Origin of the sequence: Stenotrophomonas sp. TWI377, from assembly GCF_039674525.1 — a bacterium.
Classification (GTDB): domain Bacteria; phylum Pseudomonadota; class Gammaproteobacteria; order Xanthomonadales; family Xanthomonadaceae; genus Stenotrophomonas.
In genome coordinates this window covers 1-19,599 of the sequence record NZ_JBDJNT010000026.1, presented here as the reverse complement: position 1 = coordinate 19,599, position 19,599 = coordinate 1, and the positions used below count along the sequence as shown (strand labels likewise).

The following is a 19,599-nucleotide window of genomic DNA, read 5'->3' as shown; positions in this document are numbered from 1 at the left end:
ATGCTGCTTTACCCCAGGCCGTTCATCGCCCGCAATCATTTCGCGTTGCGCATTTGTCGCACAATGACCGTGCTGGCCGTGCTGGCCGTGCTGGCCGTGCTGTCGGGCGTGACCGCTTGCGGCGCAGGCGGGTTGTGGATGAACGGCAATCCCGCTGCGACCCGGCACCTCAGCCCCCCGGGCCACGAGTGGACCCGGCCGGATGCCAGCGTCCTGGTACGCGACATGGATTGGCAGGCGTGCGGTGGCCAACGAAGTGGGAACATTTCGGCAGACCGGCGAGGGGCTACTCCTCAAGAGGATGCCGAGCTTTCGCGCGAGAAACTCTACGCTGCGCAACGTTGCATGTTGGGAAAGGAGTATCACTACATCGGTTCCTGCGAAGGCGATATTCCGGGCCGCTATCCCGCCTGCCAGTCCGGTTCGGGGAGATTGCTGCTTGATTGAGCCGTCTGCGCAACGACAGATCAGAGCGGCTGGAGCTGCATTGGCAGTCGCGTTGCTGTCCGGTTGCGTGATTGGCAATGGCCGCATCTGTGGGCCGCAGACACCGATGATCTACTGCGATAAAGCGGCGTATGAGCGGCTGGCCAACCCACCTTCATTGATGGAAAGCTGGCAGCACCCGTCCAATACACCTGAAGCGCGTCAGCTCGACTGGGTGTCCTGCGGGGGTACGGAGAAGGGGAGCTATGCGGTGTTGCCAGGCACTACAGGTGCTGAGACGGCCGCGCGCTCCGGTGCGAAATTCGATCAGATGCAACGTTGCATGTTGGGTAAACAGTATCAGTACACCGGTACCTGCCAGGGTGAGATTCCCAGTCGTTTCCCTGCATGCCAGCGCGCGGAGGGGTCCGTGCCGCAGCGCTGATGCGCCGAGGCGTATGCGGTCCTCCATCCAGTGCGTATCACTATCCTTGGGAGCCAGAACATGCAGTCGTTCTTTCGTCCACTATCTGGATCGTCTGCCCGCCTCGCGCTTGGTTTGACTCTCCTGGGCATCGCCGGCGCAGCGTGCGCTGATCCTGAGCTGCTCGAATCGCCGCAGTCGGCACAAGCGGTGCGATGCGCGGCCTTCTACATTGATGTTCCCTCGGCAGGCAATCCCGTGGCCAACCTCATGCTGGGCTCGGTGGTGAGCAAGGCTGCATGGATGGATCAGTTGAAGGCGCTCATGGCCCGGGGTGCCGAGCCACCGATGACCCGCCTGGTCGTCGCCGGTGAGAGCGAAGATGTCACACGAAAAGCAGTCCAGTCGGCGCTCGGCAGTTTCAAGCAGCAGCGCCTTTCCTATCTGACCCTCACGGTCGCAGGCCAGTCGCCGAAGATGCAAGGGCTGCAACGCAGCGCCGAGCAGCTTGGCATCACTTTCCGCGCGGCGACCCCTGAACGCTCGGCCGCATCCCCCGAGGCACGGGCGGATGCGTATCTTCGGGGCGTGTGTGATTGAGCTGCACCCACGCGCCGTCACCGCCCTGTGCCTGGCCCTCAGCCTCGGCGCCTGCGGCATCGGCGGCATGTGGATGAATGGCGATCCATCGGTCAGCCGTACCCTCGTGCCGCCACGCGACACCTGGCAGAAGATGGGCAATGACGGCGCGGCCCGCGATGCCGACTGGCGCGAATGTGGTGGGGCCGCCAATGGTGGTTACCACGTCTCCACGCCGGAGAAGTCCAGCGCGGCGGTGATCCAGCAGGCCCTGGGCCGCACGTTCGATGATCTGCAGCACTGCATGATGCGCAGCGGGTACCGCTACACCGGCAGCTGCGAAGGGGAGATCCGCAGCCGCTACCCGGCCTGCCAATCGCCAGGCACAAAAAAACCCGGAGGACAGTGACGTCTTCCAGGCTTGATTGTGACCATCAAATGGTCGGGGAGACAGGATTCGAACCTGCGACCTCTACGTCCCGAACGTAGCGCTCTACCAGACTGAGCTACACCCCGTAAGGAGCCGCCTATTGTATCGATCCCGCCGGTCGGCGGCAAGGGGGGATCGCGTTTTTCACCTTCGGTGCCGTGTTGCCACGGCCCTTGATAAAGAAGCCTGGAAACGTGTTCCCAGGCTTCAATACGACCACCGAAGTGGTCGGGGAGACAGGATTCGAACCTGCGACCTCTACGTCCCGAACGTAGCGCTCTACCAGACTGAGCTACACCCCGAAGGAGCCGACAAGGATACGGTGTGAAGACCCGATCGGCAACCTTTTTTTAGCCTTCTTCGTGATCCGTACGGCTCTGCTCGCGGGCTTCGAACCACATGCCATTGAGAATGGCCACGACCGAAGCCAGCCCTGCACCCAGAATCCAAGCGAAGTACCACATGGTAAGTCTCCTATGGCGCCGTGGGGCGCGTCAGTAAGCGTTGGGGTTGTCGCCCATCTCTTCGGCCGTGGTCTTGCCCTTCATCACGCGGTAGACCCAGGAGGTGTAGGCGATGATGATCGGCAGGAAGATGGCCGTGGCGATGAGCATGATCCCCAGGGTCAGGTGGCTGGAGGAGCTGTCCCAGACGGTCAGGCTGGAGCCCGGCTGGCTGGAGGATGGCAGCAGGAACGGGAAGATCGCAAAGCCGACGGTCAGGATGATGCCGGTGATCGAGGCCCCCGAGGCCAGGAAGGCCAGGCCACCACGGCGGGCCCGCAGCAGCACCGCGCTGGCCAGTGCACCGACCAGCCCGAGGATCGGGGCCAGCAGGGTCAGCGGCATGCTCTGGTAGTTGCGCAGCCAGCCACCGGCGACCGCACCGACGGCAGCGGTCTTGAGCAGCGGGTTGGTCGGGCCATCGGTGACCACCTGGGAGGTGATCTGGTAGCCCGGCAGGCCAAAGGCCACCCAGACGCCGGCCAGGGCGAACAGCACGAAGGTCAGCATTGCCGCGACGCTGCCGTAGCGGGCCGAGCGCTCGGCCACCGGGCCATCGGTCTTGAGCACCAGCATCGCGGCACCGTGCGAGACCACCATCGCCACGCTGACCAACCCAGCCACCAGCGCGAACGGGTTGAGCAGGCCGATCAGGGTGCCGGTGTAGAAGATGCGCATGCTGTCATCGAAGTGGAACGGCACGCCGACCAGCACGTTGCCCACCGCCACGCCGGCGATCAGTGCCGGCAGCAGGCCGCCGACGAACAGCGCACGGTCCCAGTTCTCGCGCCAGCGCTTGCCGGGCATCTTGCTGCGGTACTTGAAGGCGACCGGGCGCAGGATCAGCCCGAACAGCATCAGGAACACCGCCAGGTAGAAGCCGGAGAAGCTGACCGCGTACAGCGGCGGCCAGGCGGCGAAGATCGCGCCGCCACCGAGCACCAGCCACACCTGGTTGCCTTCCCACACCGGGCCGACGGTGTTGATCACCAGCCGGCGTTCGTCATCGGTTCTGGCCACGAACGGCAGCAACGTGCCGACGCCGAGGTCGAAACCGTCCATCACCGCCCAGGCGATCAGCAGGATGCCGAGCAGCAGCCACCAGATCACGCGGAGCGTGGTGTAATCGAGTCCAATGAATTCCATCTGGGTTCTCCTGCCTTACGCCCGACCGTGGGTCGGCGCAGCGGCATTGGGGGAAAGGGACGTGGCTGCAGCCTGCAGCGACGGCAGGATGTCGTCCGGGCCCTTGCGGATCGCCTTGAGCATCAGCTTCACTTCGATGACCAGCAGCACCGTGTACAGCGCGGTGAATACCGCCAGCGTGGTCAGGATTTCATGCAGGGCCAGGCCCGAGGCGGCGTAGAAGGTCGGCAGCACGCCGTCCACCGCCCACGGCTGGCGACCGTACTCGGCCACGAACCAACCGCATTCGATCGCGATCCACGGCGCCGGCAGCGACCACAGGGCGAGCTTGAGGAACCAGCGCTTGTCCTGGAAGTTGTGGCGGCACGAGTAGTAGAAGGCCAGTGCGAAGAAGGCGATCAGGTAGAAGCCCAGCCCGGCCATGATGCGGAAGGTCCAGAACAGCGGGGCGACCCGCGGCACGGTATCCATCGCGGCCTTGGAGATTTCTTCCGGGGTGGCGTTGAGGATGTCCTCGCGATAGCGCTTGAGCAGCAGGCCGTGGCCCAGATCCTGCCAATGGCGGTCGAACATCTCGCGCGCTTCGACGTCGTTCTTGTCCTTGCGCACGCGTTCCAGTGCACCGTAGGCCAGCTGGCCACCGCGGATGCGGTTCTCGGCGCGCCCCACCAGTTCCAGGATGCCCGGGATCGGCTGGTCCAGCGAACGGGTGGCGATCAGGCCCATCAGGTACGGGATCTTGATCGCGTAATCGTTCTGCTGGGTGGTCTGGTTGGGAATGCCGAAGGCGGTGAAGTCGGCCGGCGCACGCTCGGTTTCCCACATGGCTTCGATCGCGGCCAGCTTCATCTTCTGGTGTTCGCTGGCGGCATAACCGCTTTCGTCACCCAGCACCACCACCGACAGCGAGGACAGCAGGCCGAAGGCGGCCGCCACCGCGAAGGAACGGCGTGCCATGTCCTTGTGCTTGTTGCGCAGCAGGAACAGGGCGCTGATCGACATCACGAACACCGCACCGGTCACGTAGCCGGCACTGACCGTATGCACGAACTTGGCCTGGGCCACCGGGTTGAACAGCACGGCGGCGAAATCCACCACCTCCATGCGCATCGTTTCCGGATTGAAGATCGCGCCGGTCGGATTCTGCATCCAGCCGTTGGCGATCAGGATCCACACCGCCGACAGGTTGGTGCCCAGGGCCATCAGCCAGGTCACGGTGAGATGCTTGACCGGGCTCAGGCGCTTCCAGCCGAAGAAGAACAGACCGATGAAGGTCGCTTCCAGGAAGAACGCCATCAGGCCTTCGATCGCCAGCGGTGCGCCGAAGATGTCCCCCACGTAGTGGCTGTAATACGACCAGTTCATGCCGAACTGGAATTCCATCACGATGCCGGTGGCGACGCCGATGGCGAAGTTGATGCCGAACAACGTGCCCCAGAACAGCGTCATCTGGCGCCAGACCTGTTTGCGGGTCATGACGTAGACGCTCTCCATGATGGCCACCATGAAGGACAGGCCAAGCGTGAGGGGAACGAAAAGGAAGTGGTACATCGCGGTCAGAGCGAATTGCAGCCGCGACAGTTCTACGACTGTCTGATCAATCATGGCCTGGCTACCTCGTTGGGTTTTGCCGTTTCAGGTGGCGGGAAGGGGGGGTCTACGGGGTGAATTCTGTGACCAGCAACTTCAAACAGCCTTGATTCAGATCAATGTACAAACAGACCTGCGCGGGGATCGTATGCATCCCACCCCTGCGACCGCTGGCCGCACGGGGGCGGGGCCAGCACCTACTACAATCGACGGAACCTCCCTGTGGCCGCCAGTGACTTGTTTTGAGCATACCCCCCGACGCGTCCATTGTTGAGACAACCGCCCTGCGCCGCCGTCGCCTGCACTGGCTGGGCGGGCTGGCGGCGGCCGCCCGCGGCAAGCAGCGGCTGGCGGCAATCTGCATCTGCCTGTCCGGCGCCTTGTTGATCGGGCAGGCGGCTGCCATCGCCTGGTTGATCCAGGCGGTGCTGGTGGATCACCGCCCACTGGCCGACGCCACGCCCGTGCTGCTGGGCTTGCTGGCGGTGCTGGGCATCCGCACCCTGCTGGGGAGCGCGACCCAGGCGGCAGCCGGTGACGTCGCCGATGCGGCGCGGCTGGCGCTGCGTGAACGGGTTTACCAGCGGCTGCTCGGGCGTGGCCCGCTGTGGCTGCGCCAGCAGCGCACCGGTGAACTCGGTGAACTGATGCTCGCCCATGCCGATGCGATTGAGAATTATTACGCCGGCTACCAGCCCGTCCGCATCGAAGTGGTCGTGGTCCCGCTGCTGATCGCCATCGCCGTGGCCTGGACCGATTGGGTGATCGCACTGATTCTCTTGTTCACCGCGCCGCTGGTGCCGTTCTTCATGATGCTGGTGGGTTGGGGCGCTGAAGCCGCCGGCCGTGCGCAGCTGGGCGAACTGGCGCGGATGAGCGGCCACTTCGCCGATCGCATCAAGGGGCTCGGTCTGCTGCGCCTGTACGGGCGAGGCGAGGCCGAGCTGGACGGTGTGGCCACGGCGGCAGAAGGTGTGCGCGAGCGCACCTTGAAAGTGCTGCGGATCGCCTTCCTCTCTTCGACGGTGCTGGAGTTCTTCGCGTCGGTCAGCGTGGCGATGGTGGCGCTCTATCTGGGCCTGAGCTATCTCGGCCTGATGTCGCTGCATGCACAGGTGCCGACGCTCGGCGTGGGCATGTTCTGCCTGCTGCTGGCACCGGAGTTCTATGCACCGCTGCGGCGCTTGGCCGCGCATTACCACGACCGCGCCAACGCGCTGGCCGCGGCGGCCGAAGTGGAGCGCCTGCTTGGCGAGTTGCCGGACGCCCCCGTGGCCGAGGACGCATCGCCGGCCACCGCGCGCGCTCCGGAACTGCTCGAACAGCACGCCCCGCCGGTCGTCGTAAGTGGGGTGAGCCTGCGACCACTGGGTGCGCATCACGATGTGGTGCAGCAGCTTTCGTTCCAGATCGAGCCCGGGCAGCGCGTGGCGCTGATCGGCCCCAGCGGCAGTGGCAAAAGCACGTTGCTGGAAGCACTGGCCGGGTGGCTGCCCCCGCGCGAGGGCAGCATCGTGCTGCGCCCGGGGTTGGACGTGGGCTACGCCGGGCAGCGCCCCTATCTGTTCCACGGCACGATCGCCGACAACCTGCGCCTGGCCGCACCGGGCGCGACCGATGCGCACCTGCGCGCCGTGGCCGAGGCCGCCCAGGTGATGCGCTTCGCTGCCGCACTGCCACAGGGGCTGGACACCGTGATCGGTGAGCGCGGCTTCGGATTGTCCGGTGGCGAAGCGCGTCGCATCGGCCTGGCCCGGTTGCTGCTGCGCGATCCGCAGCTGCTGCTGCTCGACGAGCCGACCGCCTTCCTCGATCCGGACACCGAAGCCGATCTGCTGCGTACCCTGGCGGCGTTCGCGCGCGGGCGCAGCGTGGTGATCGCCACCCACAGCGAGACCGCGATGCGCTGGGCAGATACCCGCCTGACCCTGACCGCCGGTGGTGCGCGCCTGGCCTCGGAGGTAACGCCATGAAGGCGGCGCACATCGATTCGCTGAAGGGCGTGTTCGCCCGGCACCGTGGCCGCCTGCTGCTGACCGTGCTGCTGCTGTGGACGACGATGCTGGCCGGCACCGCGCTGCTCGGCCTGTCCGGTGGTTTCCTCACCGCCGCCGCCTTGGCCGGTGCCGCCGGGCTCGGCAACGGGTTCAACTTTTTCTCGCCCTCGGCGGGCATCCGCGGGCTGACCATGGCGCGCATCGTGTCGCGCTATTTCGAAAAGCTGGTCGGCCACGATGTCACCCTGCGCATCGCACGTGACCTGCGCGTGTGGTTCTTCCGTCGTGCGCTGCCGCTGGCACCGGCCCGTCTGGCCGGTGTACGCACCGGTGAACTGCTGGCGCGGCTGATGTCGGATATCGGCGAGGTCGATGGCCTGCTGGTACGCGCGATCGGCCCGCTGTTGGCGCTGGGTGGCATCTCGCTGGTCGCGGTGGTGTCGGCGGGCATCATCTATCTGCCAGCGGCCGCTCTGCTGGCGATGCTCGCCTTGCTGATCGGGCTGGGGGTGCCGTGGCTGACCGTGCGTGGCGCCGCCGACCAGGAGCGCGACCGCGCGCTGCACCGGGCACAGCTGCGTACCCAATCCTTCGAAGGGCTGGAAGGCGCGGCCGATCTTGCCGCCCTGCAGGCGCGCGAGCATTGGAACCAGCGCGTGCGGGTGGCAGCCAAACAGCTGAAGTCGCGTGACAAGCGTCGCCGCTGGCGGCTGATCAGTGGCAATACATTGCACGGTCTGTGCGGCGCGGGTGGCCTGGTCGCGATGCTGTGGCTGGCCCTGCATGCCTTCGAGCGCGGCAGCGTGGATGCCGCGCTGGCGGCCGCACTGGTATTCCTGACCGTCGCACTGCTGGAGCTGTGGGCCGGGATCGGCTTGGCCTGGCAATCGTGGTTGTCCGGCCGCGTCGCCGCGGTGCGGCTGGAGGCCATCGTGGACCAGGCGCCTGGCGTGGTGGAAGCCGCCGCGCCGGTGACCGTGCCATCCGTGCCTGCAACGCTGCGCTTCGATCAGGTGGTGTTCCGTTGGCCCGGCCAGGCGCGGGTGCTGCTGGACCAGGTGCAGCTGCACCTCGCCCCGGGCGAACGGATCGCGATCCGCGGTGACAGCGGCAGTGGCAAAACCACGCTGTCCTCGCTGCTGTTGCGGCTGTGGGATCCGGAGGCCGGCAGCGTGCGTTACGGTGATGCCGATATCCGCAGTTTCGCGCAGGCCGACTGGCACCGTCAGATCGCCTGGCTGCCGCAGAATGCGCCGGTGTTTGCTGGCACCGTGGCGGACAACCTGCGGCTCGGCGACATGGCGGCCAGCGATGCGCGCTTGTGGCAGGTGCTCGCGGAGGTCCGTCTGCATGCCTGGGCCGAGCAGATCGGCGGGTTGGCGGCGTGGGTGGGCGAGAACGGCGCCACGATGTCAGCCGGGCAGGCGCGGCGCCTGGCGCTGGCGCGCGCGCTGCTGCGTGACGCACCGATCCTGTTGCTGGATGAACCCACCGAAGGCCTGGATGTGGATACCGCGCATGCATTGCTGCAGGACATGGTGGCGGCGCTGGGCAATCGCAGTCTGTTGATGATCACCCACGACGCACTGCCCGAGGGCATCGTGCATCGGAGTTACCGGTTGCGGGATGGAAGGTTGGAAGGGTAGCGCCGAAGGCGATCCGCACACTACGTGCACAGCATCCACGTATGGCGTGGATCTACCCGAAGAACCTGCCGTCGCGGATCAACCCTCCCAGCGCCACGATGTTGATCACTACGGCCGCCCAGAACACCTGCTGGAAGGCGGCTTTACGGTTCTTGTGCCGCAGCATGGCCTGTGCCATCAACGCACCCGGCCAACCGCCGAGCAGGGCCAGGCCCTGCAGCGTGCTTTCCGGTGTGCGCTGGCGATCATTCTGGGCGGCGGATTTGTCATACCAGTACCAGGCAAAGGTCACCACGCTCAGGCCCAGGTACGCACCCGGTACCCACGTCGGCCAGTGCTGCCACATCGCCACGGCAATGAGGCCTGCGAGGAACACCAGTGCGATGGCGGTGCGCGGCAGTCGATCCGGCCCCGCACCACGCACCGCAGTGCGTGCAGCAGGACGACCACCATCCCGAGCCAGCGCGAACCGCACCGCCACCGCATTGCGGCGTCCCTGTGCATCCGCCTGCACGTCATAGGTGATCACATCGCCCAGCACCGGGCGGCGATCACGTGCAGCGAAGGCGCGGATATGCACGAAGCATCGCTCGCCACCGCCATTGGGCTGCACGAAGCCGAAGCCGCGCGCGTCGTTCCACTCGCTGATCTTTCCTTGAAGGCGCATGGGTAAACTCAGAGCGAGGACAGGAAGCCGCTGACCGCCGGCCCGAACCGTGCGAAATCCACCAGGAACGCATCGTGCCCCTGCGGTGAATCCAGCCCGATGAACTGCGCATCGGCACCGCCGGCGCGCAGACCGTCGGCGATCTGCTGTTGCTGCTGCACCGGGAACAGGATGTCGGTGTTGGCGCCGATCGCCAGTGCCTTGCCCACCTGGATGCGGGCCAGCCCGGCCATCACGTCGCCGTCGGCATATTCGGCCAGGTCGAACCAGTCCATCGAGCGGCTCAGGTACAGATAGCAGTTGGGATCGAAGAAGCGCACGAAGCGGCGGGCATGGCCTTCCAGATAGCTTTCGACCTGGAACTCCAGACCGAACGGATCGTCATCGGCCTGGTCCGAATCCAGGCGCACGCGGCCAAAGCGGCCATCCCATTCCAGTGCGGAGCGATAGGTGATCACGCCGAGCTTGCGGGCCATGCGCATGCCCGATTCCGGATAGGCCTGGTCGGTGTAGCGACCGCCATTCCACTGCGGATCAAGCCGGATCGCCTCGCGTTGCAGCGAGCGGATCGCGATCGAGAACGGCAACGCCTGGGCACTGCCGGAAATATTGATATGGCTGCGCGCGATGCCCGGGTGCAGCAACAGCAGCGCCAGCGCGGTCATCCCGCCCATCGAGTTGCCGATCACGCAGGCCAGCTCGGTCACGCCCAATGCGCGCACCACCTCGACCGCTGCGCGTGCGCCATCTTCGATCGACAGTTCGGGGAAGCGCAGGCCGTACAGCTCCCCGGTGGCCGGGTCGATGCTGGCCGGACCGGTCGAGCCCTTGCAGCTGCCCAGCGAGTTCACGCAGATCACGAACCAGCGATCCGTATCGATCGGCTTGCCCGGGCCGACCATCGCCTCCCACCAGCCGGCGGCCGGGTTGTTGGCGTTGGCCGCGGCATGCGCATCGGGCGAGAGCCCGGTGACGATCAATACCGCATTGCCGGCATCGGCAGCGAGCGTGCCCCAGGTTTCGTAGGCAACGTGCGCATCGTGCAGTTCACCGCCGCGCTTGAACGCGAACGGCGAGGGCAGGGCGTGATAACGGGTGCCGGGGGGAATGAATTCAGTCATGCACGCAGTTTAGCCGGGCGCCGCGATGGCGCCGTAGTGGTGAGCGGCACGCTGCGTCGCGGCCGCGCATCGGTCAGGGGCGATCAAACACCAGGGACACCGGCCCGGCGTGGGGCAGGCGCACCCGTACCGGCGCGGTTTCCACATCGTCCGGCTGGCGGTTGGCCTGGCCCGAGCGCGACAGCCGTGCCACTACCTCGACCTCCTGCAGCTGGGACAGCGTGCTGGTTGGCATCGGGCTGTCGCCATCGCCGAGCGTCACCAGCAGCGGCAGCCGGCTGGCCGGATGCTTCTGCACCGCGACCGGCATCGGCGGGCCGTCCGGCGCGCGTGCGATCACGAAGACCGTGGCGTTGGCCCAGGCCGGATCCATTGCGGTTCCGGGCGCGAAGCGCACCTGCACGGCGAGGGCGTGGTCGCCAGCCGCCGCAGGGGCAGGCGTTTCCACCAGCGGCGGCAGACCGGCAGCGCCGCGGGCGATGGCGATCTGCTCGCGCAACGCGCGCGCCGCACCCGGCTCCAGGCGGGGCAGCAGTGCTTCCCAGGCGGCTACCGCCTCGGCGTCCTGCCCGCGCTGGCGCAGGGCAATGCCGATCAGCCAGCCGGCGCGTTCGCTCTCCGGCGCGAGTGCGTTGGCGTGGCGCAGCCATTGCAGGGCCTGGTCGTCGAACTGTTTGCCGGGTGCGGCCTGGGCGCGCGCCTGTGCCGCTTCGACCAGCACGCCGGGGTCGTCCGGGGCGAGTTGCACCGCGCGGTCGAACGCGGCCGTGGCCTCGGCGAGCTTGCCCAGCGCCAGTTGCGAGCGGCCGAGCAGGGCCCAGCCATCGGCGCGTTGCGGGTCTTTCGCCAGCGCCTCTTCCAGCGCCTGCACGCCATCTTCCAGTGTGGCGGGTTCGTTACTGGCCGCCGTCCGCTCGGCGGCATCCGGCGTGCCGACCAGCAGGTACAACGCGCCACCGGCCAACCCAAGGGCCAGCATCGCGATCGCGAAGGGACGGTGTTGGCCGCCCGCACGCAGCGGCCACAGTACGCATGCCGCAACGGCCGCCGCGACCACCGCGGCACTCAGGGCCATCCAAAGGCTCACCAGCGCTCCTCGCTCTTGTCCATCGGTTCGATCCCGCGGCTGCGCCGACGCACCACCCAGATCAGCACGCCCGCGCCGAGCAGCAGCGCCACCGGTGGGCCGAACCAGAGCAGCGCATTGCGTGCCTCCATCGGTGGCCGGTACAGCACGAACTCGCCATAACGGTCGACCAGGAACTGCTTGATCTGTGCGTCGCTGTTGCCCTGCTGCATCAGCACCAGCACCTCGCGGCGCAGGTCATGTGCGATCTGCGCATTGGAATCGGCCAGCGACTGGTTCTGGCATTGCACGCAGCGCAGCTCGGCGGCCAGCGCGTGGAAGCGGGCTTCCTCGGCGGCATCGCGATACTGCAACGGGGTCGGGTCGGAGACGGCCTGCGCCATCACCGGCGAGGCCATGGACAGCGTCAGCGCGATCAGCGCCACGCCGACCTGGCGGAGCATCCGGTTACGGCGAGGCCGGCAGCTGCGGCTGGGCATTGGCACGCTCCACCTTTTCCAGTTCCGGAATCAGCTGGGTATCGATGACGCGCTGGCTGAGCGCGCCACTGTACTTCCAGCGCACCACGCCACTGGCGTCAACCAGGAAGGTCTCCGGCGCGGCGGTGACGCCCCAGTCGATCGCGGTGCGGCCTTCGATGTCGCTCAGCACCAGCACGAAAGGATTGCCAAGTTGTTCCAGCCAACGCAGGGCATCAGCCGGCTCGTCCTTCCAGTTGTAGCCGATCACGCGCACGCGCTTGGTTTCGGCGAATCTGGTCAGGATCGGATGTTCGTCGCGGCAGGCCGCGCACCAGCTGCCCCAGACGTTGAGCACGTAGGGGGCGCCGCGCAGTTCGGTGCTGCTGACCTTGATGTGCGGATCGTGCAGCACCGGCAGTTCGAAGGCCGGTGCGGGCTTGCCGATCAGTGCCGAGGGCAGGACATCGCGGTCCGGCGCACCGGATTTCATCACCCCGTAGATCATCAGCCCCAACAGCCCGAAGAAGAACAGCACCCCGATGACGATGGCCACGGGCGGCAGCGGACGGGAGGCGGGGCGGGGATCGGACACGGGAAACTCCTAGGGACGACGGAAACGACGATCGGCGGCGGTGACGAAGCCACCCAGTGCCATCAGCAGCGCGCCCAGCCAGATCCAGCGGACGAACGGTTTGATGTGCACGCGCACGGCCCATGCATTGTTGCCCAGCGACTCGCCGAGTGCCACGTAAACATCGCCGTTGAGGCGGGCGTGGATGCCGGCCTCGGTCATCACCTGTCCGCCACTGGCGTACAGGCGTTTTTCCGGATGCAGCAGGGCCAGTTCGCGGTCGTGCTGGAGCACGCGCAGGTGCCCGCGATCGGCGACGTAATTCGGGCCCTGTTGATGGTCCACGCCTTCGAAGCGCACTTCATAGGTGCCCACCACCAGCGACTGCCCGGGGGCGAGCGCGACTTCGCGCTGCACGTTCAAGGCTTCGACCAGCAGCGCGCCGGCCAGGAACACGGCCACCCCACCATGGGCCAGCAGCATGCCGACCATCTCGGCAGTGAACCTGCCATTGCCGCGCAGGCGGGTCCAGACGAAACGCCCGGTACCGAACGCGACCCAGGCCGCACCGGTCACGCCGGCGGCGGTCTTCAACGCGCCCTGCGGCGCCATGAAGTACGCGATCACGCCCAGCAGCAGGGCCAGCCCGGCCCACGGTGCCAGCATCGCCAACCGCCGCGAGGCCTGGTCGCGCTGCCAGTTGACCAGCGGCCCGAACGGCAGCAGTGCTACCAGCGGTGCCATCAGCACCACGAACAGCGTGCCGAAGTAGGGCGGCCCGACCGAGACCTTGCCCAGGCCCAAGGCATCGGCCAGCAGGGGATACAGCGTGCCCAGCAGAACCATGCCGCAGGCGGCGGCGAGCAGCAGGTTGTTGGCCAGCAGCAGGGTCTCGCGCGAGGTCGGCAGGAAGCGGCGGCGCGGATCCTCGCTGGTCAGCGCGCCGGCCCGCAGCGCGTACAGCAGCAGCGCGCCGCCGATCACCAGGGCCAGGAAAATCAGGATGAAGGTGCCGCGCGAAGGATCGGCCGCGAACGAATGCACGCTGGTCAGCACGCCCGAGCGCACCAGGAAGGTGCCGAGCAGTGACAGCGCGAATGCGGCGATGGCCAGCAGCAGCGTCCAGCTGGCGAAGCTGCCGCGCTTTTCAGTGACCGCCTGCGAGTGGATCAGCGCCGCACCGGCCAGCCACGGCATGAAGCTGGCGTTTTCGACCGGATCCCAGAACCACCACCCGCCCCAGCCCAGTTCGTAATACGCCCACCAGCTGCCCAGTGCGATGCCGATGGTCAGGAAGCCCCAGGCCACGTTGGTCCATGGTCGCGTCCAGCGCAGCCAGCGTGCATCCACGCGGCCTTCCAGCAGGGCGGCGATCGCGAATGCGAACGGCACCGCAAAGCCCACGTACCCGATGTACAGCATCGGCGGGTGGATGATCAGCCCGGGATCCTGCAGCAGCGGATTGAGGTCGCGCCCTTCCAGCGGCGCCGGGAGCAGCCGCGCGAACGGGTTGGAGGTGAAGATCAGGAAGGCGAGGAAGCCGATGCTGATGATGCCGAGCACGCCCAGCACGCGGGCGGACACCTCGGCCGGCAGGCGTTTGGACCACAGCGCCACGGCGCCGCACCACAGCGCCAGCACCAGCGCCCACAGCAGCAGGGAGCCTTCATGCGCGCCCCACACCGCCGAATAGCGGTAGGCCAGCGGTAGCAGCGAGTTGGAGTTCTCCGCCACATAGCGCACCGAGAAATCCTGGGTGACGAACGCCGCTGTCAGCACGCCGAATGCCCCAAGCAGGAGCGCCAGCTGCGCGTACGCCGCCGGTCGCGCCACCGCCATCCACGTGGCGCGGCCGCGATGGGCGCCCCACAGCGGCAGCACGGTCTGCAGCACGGCCATCAACAGTGCGGTGACCAGCAGGATCTGCCCCAGTTCCGGCAGCACTCAGTACGTCTCCGGCGCCGGCACGGGCACATCGTGTTTGATATGTGCCTGACCCATCTTGTCGGCCACTTCCTTGGGCATGTAGGTCTCGTCGTGCTTGGCCAGCACTTCTTCGGCAACGAAACGGCCGTCCTGCAGGCGTCCGGTGGCGACCACGGCGGTGCCCTCGGCGAACAGGTCCGGCAGGATCCGCGAGGTGATCACCGGCAATGTCGCGTCACCATCGGTGACCACGAAGTGCGCATCCAGCGAACCGGGTGCGCGCTGCAGCGAGCCTTTGACCACCATGCCGCCCAGACGGAACCGGGCGTGATCGCCGGCATCGCCACGCAGCACTTCGGAGGGGGTGTAGAGGTAGGCGATATTGCGCTGCAGGGCCATCGCGACCAGCGCGGTCGCCAGGCCGGAGGCCAGCACGAGCAGCATCACCCAGAGCAGGCGGCGACGCCTGACCGGATTCATCGGGTCAGCTCCGGTGCCAGCGGCGGTGCGCTGCCGGCGGCAGCGCGGGCCTGCTGGCGCTGCTGGCGGCGCGCGGCCAGGCGGCGCGCCCAGCGCAGGCGCAGCCAGGAGCCGATGGCATCGCTGCCCAGCACCAGCACGAACACGGCATAGGCGGCAATCACATAGGGCAGGTGGGTCATGGGCGGCTGTCCTCCCGTGGGGCACGGGGGCCGGCGGCGACCCAGGCCTTGCCGGCTTCGCGCAGCAGGTTGTCGGCGCGGGCCTTGGCCAGCAGCGAGCCGGCGAACCACAGCTTGGTGCCGATCACCATCAGCCACAGTGGCAGCGCCATGCTGGCATCCAGCGTCGACTCGCCGAACAGGCGGATGGTCTGGCCCTGGTGCAGGCTGCCCCACCATTCCACGGAATAGCGGATCACCGGCAGCAGGCTCACCCCGACGATGGACAGCAGGCCCGCTGCGCGCGCGGCGCTGCGACGGTCCTCGATGGCGTGGTACAGGCCGATCACGCCCAGGTACAGGAACAGCAGGATCAGCTCGGTGGTCATGCGCGGGTCCCAGTCCCACCAGGTGCCCCAGGTCGGCTTGCCCCAGATGCTGCCGGTGAGCAGGGTGATCAGGGTGAAGCCGGCGCCGAGCGGGGCACAGGCCATCGCCAGGATTTCGCAGGTCTTGATCCGCCAGATCAGCGCGATCGCCGCGTACAGCGCCATCAGCGCGAACACGAACAGGCTCATCCACGCGCTCGGCACGTGGATATAGAGAATGCGGAAGCTGTCCAGCTGCTTGGAGTCGGGCGGCACCACCGCCAGCGCCTGCCAGATGCCGACCAGCAGCACCGGCACCGCCGCCAGGTAGAACACCCGCGACCAGCGCGCGGCAAAGCGGTCGAAGGTGGGCGGCGAACCGAGTTGGTGGAACCAGCGGACGATCGGGTGCATGCGGCAGTGGCTATCCAACGAAGGGCGACGATGAAACGGACGTGGAGTGGCTCGGCAACGGTTGACGCGGAGGCAGGTGACGCTCACAACGCAGTTCACGCCACCGACAGTACGCCATACCGCTCAACTCAGCGAGATGCGGATCGCCGCGGCCGTCGCCAGCGGGGCCAGCACCAGCGCCACCACCAGCCCGGCGCCCAGCATCAGCAGCGCACCGATCGGGTCCTGGCCGCGGGCGACCGCCGCCACACTGCCCGCACCGAACACCAGCACCGGCACATACAACGGCAGGGCCAGCAGCGCCACGAGAATACCAGAGCGCCGGATGCCGACCGTCAGCGCGGCGACCACCCCGCCGATCAAGCTCAGCAGCGGCGTTCCCAGCAGCAACGATGCCAGCAACATCGGCAGCTGGTCATGCGGCAGATGCAGCATTTCCGCCAGCAACGGCGACATCACGATCAGCGGCAGGGCGGTGGTGACCCAGTGCACCAGTACCCGCACCAGCACCAGCCAGGCCAGCGGGACGGGGGCCAGCAGCCATTGCTCCAGTGAGCCATCTTCGGCGTCGCTGCGGAACAGCGAATCCAGGGCCAGCTGGCCGGCCAGCAGCACCGCCAGCCACATCACGGCTGCGGCCACGCGTGCCATCGCCTCGGGATCGCGGCCCAGGGCCAATGCGAACAGCACCACCACCAGCAACGCGAACAGCAGGGGCTGCAGCGCATCGCCGCGGCGGCGCCAGAGCAGGCGCATGTCGCGGGCGACCAGCGCCCGCGCGGTCTGCCATAGACCCGGTTCGGTACCCGGCGCGATCATGCCGCCGCTCCCAAGGTCAGCAGGCGCGTGCGCACCGGTGGCGCGGCGTACGCGCCGTGGGTGGTGACCAGGGCGGCACCGCCGCTGCGCAGGTGCGCGGAAATCATGCGGTTCACCAGGTTGATGCCGTCCAGATCGAGATTGGCGTACGGCTCGTCAAGCAGCCACAGCGGCGCGGGCGAGAGCCAGATGCGGGCCAGCGCCAGGCGTCGCTTCTGCCCGGCCGACAGCTGTCGCACCAAGGTGTCCTCATAGCCGGCCAGGCCGACGATGGCCAGCGCGTTGCCGGGCATCTGGCGGGCGCGGCGGCCGTGCAGTCCGCACAGGAAATGCAGGTTCTCCAGCGTGTCCAGGTCCGGCTTCAGTGCGGGCAGGTGGCTCAGGTAGGCCACATAGTTCGCGCGCTCCTTGTGCCCGGCACGCTTGCCATCGATCTCGACCTGGCCGCTGCCGGCGCGCAGCAGGCCCGCCAGCACCCGCAGCAGGGTGGTCTTGCCGGCGCCATTGTCGCCCTGCACCAGCAGGGCTTCGCCGGCATCCACGTGCAGGTCCAGCGGGCCGAAGACGGGTTCGTCGTTGCGACTGAAGCCAAGGCCATGCGCGGCCAGCAACGGAGGGGCGTTCAAGGGGCGGGATCTTTGCACCGGAATGGGCCGCCATTGTATCGGGGGAACGGGCAGGATGATTTGCGTACACTGGGAGTTCCCCCGGTTCTTTCCCTGCTGCCGATGCAACCGCAAACCAAGCTGCCCAAGGTGGGCACCACCATCTTCACCGTGATGTCCCAGCTCGCCGCCGAACACGGCGCGGTCAACCTGGGCCAGGGGTTCCCGGATTTCTCCGCACCGCAGCGGCTGATCGATGAAACCGTCGCCGCGATGCAGGGCGGTCTGAATCAATACCCGCCAATGACCGGCGTGGCGCCGCTGCGCCAGGCCATCGCGCAGAAGTCACTGGATCTGTACGGCGCCCAGGTGGATCCGGATACCGAGATCACCGTCACCAGCGGCGCCACCGAGGCGATCTTCAACGCCATCCACGCCGTGGTCCGCCCCGGCGAGGAGGTGATCGTGCTCGACCCGGCCTACGACTGCTACGAGCCGGCGATCGACCTGGCCGGCGCGCGTGCCGTGCACGTGCCGCTGGACCCGCAGACCTTCGCGGTCGACTGGGACCGCGTGCGTGCCGCGATCACCCCGCGCACCCGCCTGCTGATGGTCAACACCCCGCACAACCCGTCCGGCGCGATGCTGACCGCCGAGGACATGCAGGCGCTGGCCGATGTGTTGCGCGGCACCGACATCTACCTGATCTCCGATGAGGTGTACGAGCACATCATCTACGACGGTCGTCGCCACGAATCCTCGCTGCGCCATCCGGAACTGCGCGAGCGCGCGTTCGTGATTTCCAGCTTCGGCAAGACCTACCACTGCACCGGCTGGAAGATCGGTTATGCCATCGCGCCGCCGGCGATGACCGCCGAGTTCCGCAAGGTGCATCAGTACAACACCTTCACCAGCTTCGGCCCGGCCCAGTACGGCTTCGCCGCGATGATCCGCGATGAGCCCGAGCACCATCTGGAACTCGGTGCGTTCTACCAGGCCAAGCGTGACCGCTTCCGCGAGCAGCTGCTGACCACGCGCCTGACACCGCTGCCGGTGCCGGGTGGCTACTTCCAGCTGGTGGATTACGCGGCCGTCAGCGATCTGCCGGACCACGAATTCGTGAAATGGCTGACGATCGAGAAGGGCGTGGCGGCGATCCCGCTGTCGCCGTTCTATGAGACCGCCCCGGCCGGCCAGCGTCTGGTCCGCCTGTGCTTTGCCAAGAACGACGCCACGATGGACGCGGCGATCGACCGCCTGCGGGCACTGTGATGGGTGCCGTGACCGAGCTGCAGGATCTGCGCATTTCCCTGATCCAGGGCGACACCCGCTGGCACGACCCGGCGGGTAACCGCGCGCATTACGGTGCGCTGTTGGCGCCGCTGGCCGGGCAGACCGATCTGGTGATCCTGCCGGAGACCTTCACCAGCGGCTTCTCCAACGATGCCATCGACAAGGCAGAGGGCATGGACGGCCCCACCGTCGCCTGGATCCGCGAGCAGGCCGTGCGGCTGGGCGCGGCGGTCACCGGCAGCGTGCAGCTGCGGGTGGGCGAGGGCGTCTACAACCGCCTGCTGTGGGCCACGCCGGAGGGCGAGCTGCAGTACTACGACAAGCGCCACCTGTTCCGTTACGGCGGCGAGCACGAGCGCTACGCCGCCGGCCGCGAGCGCCTGTGCGTGGAGTGGAAAGGCTGGCGGATCAATCCGCAGGTCTGCTACGACCTGCGTTTCCCGGTGTTCTGCCGCAACCGCTACAACGTCGAGCGCGCCGATCAGCTGGATTTCGATCTGCAGATTTTCGTGGCCAACTGGCCATCGGCCCGCGCCTATGCGTGGAAGACGCTGCTGCGTGCGCGTGCGATCGAGAACCTCTGCTTTGTGGCGGCGGTGAACCGGATCGGTGTGGACGGCAACGATCTGCATTACGCCGGCGACAGTGCGGTGATCGATTTCCTCGGCCAGCCGCAGGTGGAAGTGCGCGAAACCGAGCAGGTGGTCACCACCACGATCTCGGCCGCGGCACTCGCCGCCCACCGCGCGCGCTTCCCGGCGATGCTCGATGCCGACAGTTTCAGCCTGCAGGAACGCAGCTGAAACGGTAGTGGCCGGGGGGAGGGGCGGGGTGTCGGATCTGGCGGGGGTGGCGGAGCCGCCCCGGGCCCCGGGCACCTGCGAG

The 19,599-nt window shown here is 67.3% G+C and carries 22 protein-coding genes and 2 tRNA genes; 8 read left to right on the top strand and 16 right to left on the bottom strand.

Going from position 1 to position 19,599, the window contains the following annotated elements; translation table 11 throughout:
• The 4 genes from ABE546_RS17065 to ABE546_RS17050 are packed head-to-tail and all read left to right on the top strand — an operon-like array spanning position 1 to position 1,838.
• Positions 1-447 (top strand): hypothetical protein, encoded by a 447-nt coding sequence (locus ABE546_RS17065; protein WP_346464555.1) that lies wholly within the window; start codon positions 1-3, stop codon positions 445-447.
• Positions 448-487: 40 nt separating this feature from the next.
• Entirely contained in the window at positions 488-871 is a 384-nt protein-coding gene (locus tag ABE546_RS17060; protein WP_346464554.1) for a hypothetical protein, read from the top strand.
• A gap of 60 nt (positions 872-931) precedes the next feature.
• Positions 932-1,450: a hypothetical protein gene (locus ABE546_RS17055; protein ID WP_313212265.1), complete on the top strand. Its 519-nt coding sequence runs from the start codon at positions 932-934 to the stop codon at positions 1,448-1,450.
• The gene (locus ABE546_RS17050) at positions 1,443-1,838 is read left to right on the top strand and encodes a hypothetical protein (RefSeq protein ID WP_346464553.1); all 396 of its coding nucleotides are present in this window, start codon (positions 1,443-1,445) and stop codon (positions 1,836-1,838) included. Before ABE546_RS17055 ends, ABE546_RS17050 begins: the two co-directional genes overlap by 8 nt.
• 30 nt (positions 1,839-1,868) lie before the next feature.
• On the opposite strand, the gene ABE546_RS17045 is transcribed toward ABE546_RS17050, so the two are convergent.
• The 5 genes from ABE546_RS17045 to ABE546_RS17025 form a co-directional block, all read right to left on the bottom strand.
• A tRNA-Pro gene (locus tag ABE546_RS17045) sits at positions 1,869-1,945 on the bottom strand.
• A gap of 139 nt (positions 1,946-2,084) precedes the next feature.
• A tRNA-Pro gene (locus tag ABE546_RS17040) sits at positions 2,085-2,161 on the bottom strand.
• A 48-nt stretch (positions 2,162-2,209) separates the two neighbouring features.
• Positions 2,210-2,323 carry a cytochrome bd-I oxidase subunit CydX gene (cydX, locus tag ABE546_RS17035; RefSeq protein ID WP_019182852.1) on the bottom strand — a complete coding sequence of 38 codons (114 nt, stop codon included), beginning with the start codon at positions 2,321-2,323 and terminating at the stop codon, positions 2,210-2,212.
• 30 nt (positions 2,324-2,353) lie between these two features.
• Positions 2,354-3,508: a cytochrome d ubiquinol oxidase subunit II gene (gene cydB / locus ABE546_RS17030; RefSeq protein ID WP_313212263.1), complete on the bottom strand. Its 1,155-nt coding sequence runs from the start codon at positions 3,506-3,508 to the stop codon at positions 2,354-2,356.
• Positions 3,509-3,523: 15 nt separating this feature from the next.
• A complete protein-coding gene (locus ABE546_RS17025) occupies positions 3,524-5,113 on the bottom strand; it encodes a cytochrome ubiquinol oxidase subunit I (RefSeq protein WP_313212262.1) in 1,590 nt (529 codons plus the stop codon).
• Positions 5,114-5,340: 227 nt separating this feature from the next.
• Between ABE546_RS17025 and cydD the strand changes: the two genes are divergently transcribed.
• Together cydD and cydC are read left to right on the top strand one after the other, a co-directional pair.
• Positions 5,341-7,071 (top strand): thiol reductant ABC exporter subunit CydD, encoded by a 1,731-nt coding sequence (gene cydD / locus ABE546_RS17020; RefSeq protein WP_313212261.1) that lies wholly within the window; start codon positions 5,341-5,343, stop codon positions 7,069-7,071.
• Positions 7,068-8,741: a thiol reductant ABC exporter subunit CydC gene (gene cydC, locus ABE546_RS17015; RefSeq protein WP_346464552.1), complete on the top strand. Its 1,674-nt coding sequence runs from the start codon at positions 7,068-7,070 to the stop codon at positions 8,739-8,741. The genes cydD and cydC overlap by 4 nt, the downstream gene beginning before the upstream one ends.
• Before the next feature lie 52 nt (positions 8,742-8,793).
• On the opposite strand, the gene ABE546_RS17010 is transcribed toward cydC, so the two are convergent.
• The 11 genes from ABE546_RS17010 to ccmA form a co-directional block, all read right to left on the bottom strand.
• On the bottom strand, positions 8,794-9,408 hold the full coding sequence (locus ABE546_RS17010) for a cold shock and DUF1294 domain-containing protein (protein WP_313212259.1): 615 nt from the start codon (positions 9,406-9,408) through the stop codon (positions 8,794-8,796).
• 8 nt (positions 9,409-9,416) lie between these two features.
• Positions 9,417-10,529, bottom strand: a complete 1,113-nt coding sequence (locus ABE546_RS17005) for a homoserine O-acetyltransferase (protein ID WP_346464551.1) — start codon at positions 10,527-10,529, stop codon at positions 9,417-9,419.
• A 73-nt stretch (positions 10,530-10,602) separates the two neighbouring features.
• Positions 10,603-11,619 (bottom strand): tetratricopeptide repeat protein, encoded by a 1,017-nt coding sequence (locus ABE546_RS17000; RefSeq protein WP_346464561.1) that lies wholly within the window; start codon positions 11,617-11,619, stop codon positions 10,603-10,605.
• Positions 11,613-12,014: a cytochrome c-type biogenesis protein gene (locus ABE546_RS16995; protein WP_313212282.1), complete on the bottom strand. Its 402-nt coding sequence runs from the start codon at positions 12,012-12,014 to the stop codon at positions 11,613-11,615. The genes ABE546_RS17000 and ABE546_RS16995 overlap by 7 nt, the downstream gene beginning before the upstream one ends.
• A gap of 49 nt (positions 12,015-12,063) precedes the next feature.
• The gene (locus tag ABE546_RS16990; RefSeq protein WP_313212257.1) at positions 12,064-12,669 is read right to left on the bottom strand and encodes a DsbE family thiol:disulfide interchange protein; all 606 of its coding nucleotides are present in this window, start codon (positions 12,667-12,669) and stop codon (positions 12,064-12,066) included.
• A gap of 9 nt (positions 12,670-12,678) precedes the next feature.
• Complete coding sequence (locus tag ABE546_RS16985) at positions 12,679-14,592, bottom strand: heme lyase CcmF/NrfE family subunit (protein ID WP_346464550.1); 1,914 nt, start codon at positions 14,590-14,592, stop codon at positions 12,679-12,681.
• Entirely contained in the window at positions 14,593-15,054 is a 462-nt protein-coding gene (gene ccmE / locus ABE546_RS16980; protein WP_121038127.1) for a cytochrome c maturation protein CcmE, read from the bottom strand. It lies immediately after the preceding gene.
• The gene (gene ccmD, locus ABE546_RS16975; RefSeq protein ID WP_313212254.1) at positions 15,051-15,236 is read right to left on the bottom strand and encodes a heme exporter protein CcmD; all 186 of its coding nucleotides are present in this window, start codon (positions 15,234-15,236) and stop codon (positions 15,051-15,053) included. The genes ccmE and ccmD overlap by 4 nt, the downstream gene beginning before the upstream one ends.
• Complete coding sequence (ccmC, locus tag ABE546_RS16970; RefSeq protein WP_346464549.1) at positions 15,233-15,997, bottom strand: heme ABC transporter permease CcmC; 765 nt, start codon at positions 15,995-15,997, stop codon at positions 15,233-15,235. Before ccmC ends, ccmD begins: the two co-directional genes overlap by 4 nt.
• A gap of 123 nt (positions 15,998-16,120) precedes the next feature.
• Complete coding sequence (ccmB, locus tag ABE546_RS16965; protein ID WP_313210382.1) at positions 16,121-16,816, bottom strand: heme exporter protein CcmB; 696 nt, start codon at positions 16,814-16,816, stop codon at positions 16,121-16,123.
• Positions 16,813-17,442 (bottom strand): heme ABC exporter ATP-binding protein CcmA, encoded by a 630-nt coding sequence (ccmA, locus tag ABE546_RS16960; RefSeq protein ID WP_088434712.1) that lies wholly within the window; start codon positions 17,440-17,442, stop codon positions 16,813-16,815. Before ccmA ends, ccmB begins: the two co-directional genes overlap by 4 nt.
• A gap of 102 nt (positions 17,443-17,544) precedes the next feature.
• Between ccmA and ABE546_RS16955 the strand changes: the two genes are divergently transcribed.
• Both ABE546_RS16955 and ABE546_RS16950 read left to right on the top strand, forming a co-directional pair.
• The gene (locus ABE546_RS16955; protein ID WP_313210378.1) at positions 17,545-18,693 is read left to right on the top strand and encodes a pyridoxal phosphate-dependent aminotransferase; all 1,149 of its coding nucleotides are present in this window, start codon (positions 17,545-17,547) and stop codon (positions 18,691-18,693) included.
• Positions 18,694-18,710: 17 nt separating this feature from the next.
• A complete protein-coding gene (locus tag ABE546_RS16950) occupies positions 18,711-19,517 on the top strand; it encodes an amidohydrolase (protein WP_346464560.1) in 807 nt (268 codons plus the stop codon).
• The last annotated feature ends 82 nt before the right edge of the window (positions 19,518-19,599 follow it).

Excerpts from the sequence above, each read along its gene's own strand:
- ABE546_RS17065 (WP_346464555.1), top strand. The coding sequence starts at position 1 with ATGCTGCTTTACCCCAGGCCGTTCATCGCCCGCAATCATTTCGCGTTG.
- ABE546_RS17055 (WP_313212265.1), top strand. The coding sequence starts at position 932 with ATGCAGTCGTTCTTTCGTCCACTATCTGGATCGTCTGCCCGCCTCGCG.
- cydX (WP_019182852.1), bottom strand. The coding sequence starts at position 2,323 with ATGTGGTACTTCGCTTGGATTCTGGGTGCAGGGCTGGCTTCGGTCGTG.
- cydB (WP_313212263.1), bottom strand. The coding sequence starts at position 3,508 with ATGGAATTCATTGGACTCGATTACACCACGCTCCGCGTGATCTGGTGG.
- ABE546_RS17025 (WP_313212262.1), bottom strand. The coding sequence starts at position 5,113 with ATGATTGATCAGACAGTCGTAGAACTGTCGCGGCTGCAATTCGCTCTG.
- cydC (WP_346464552.1), top strand. The coding sequence starts at position 7,068 with ATGAAGGCGGCGCACATCGATTCGCTGAAGGGCGTGTTCGCCCGGCAC.
- ABE546_RS17010 (WP_313212259.1), bottom strand. The coding sequence starts at position 9,408 with ATGCGCCTTCAAGGAAAGATCAGCGAGTGGAACGACGCGCGCGGCTTC.
- ABE546_RS17005 (WP_346464551.1), bottom strand. The coding sequence starts at position 10,529 with ATGACTGAATTCATTCCCCCCGGCACCCGTTATCACGCCCTGCCCTCG.
- ABE546_RS16995 (WP_313212282.1), bottom strand. The coding sequence starts at position 12,014 with ATGGCCTCGCCGGTGATGGCGCAGGCCGTCTCCGACCCGACCCCGTTG.
- ccmE (WP_121038127.1), bottom strand. The coding sequence starts at position 15,054 with ATGAATCCGGTCAGGCGTCGCCGCCTGCTCTGGGTGATGCTGCTCGTG.
- ccmD (WP_313212254.1), bottom strand. The coding sequence starts at position 15,236 with ATGACCCACCTGCCCTATGTGATTGCCGCCTATGCCGTGTTCGTGCTG.
- ccmC (WP_346464549.1), bottom strand. The coding sequence starts at position 15,997 with ATGCACCCGATCGTCCGCTGGTTCCACCAACTCGGTTCGCCGCCCACC.
- ccmB (WP_313210382.1), bottom strand. The coding sequence starts at position 16,816 with ATGATCGCGCCGGGTACCGAACCGGGTCTATGGCAGACCGCGCGGGCG.
- ABE546_RS16955 (WP_313210378.1), top strand. The coding sequence starts at position 17,545 with ATGCAACCGCAAACCAAGCTGCCCAAGGTGGGCACCACCATCTTCACC.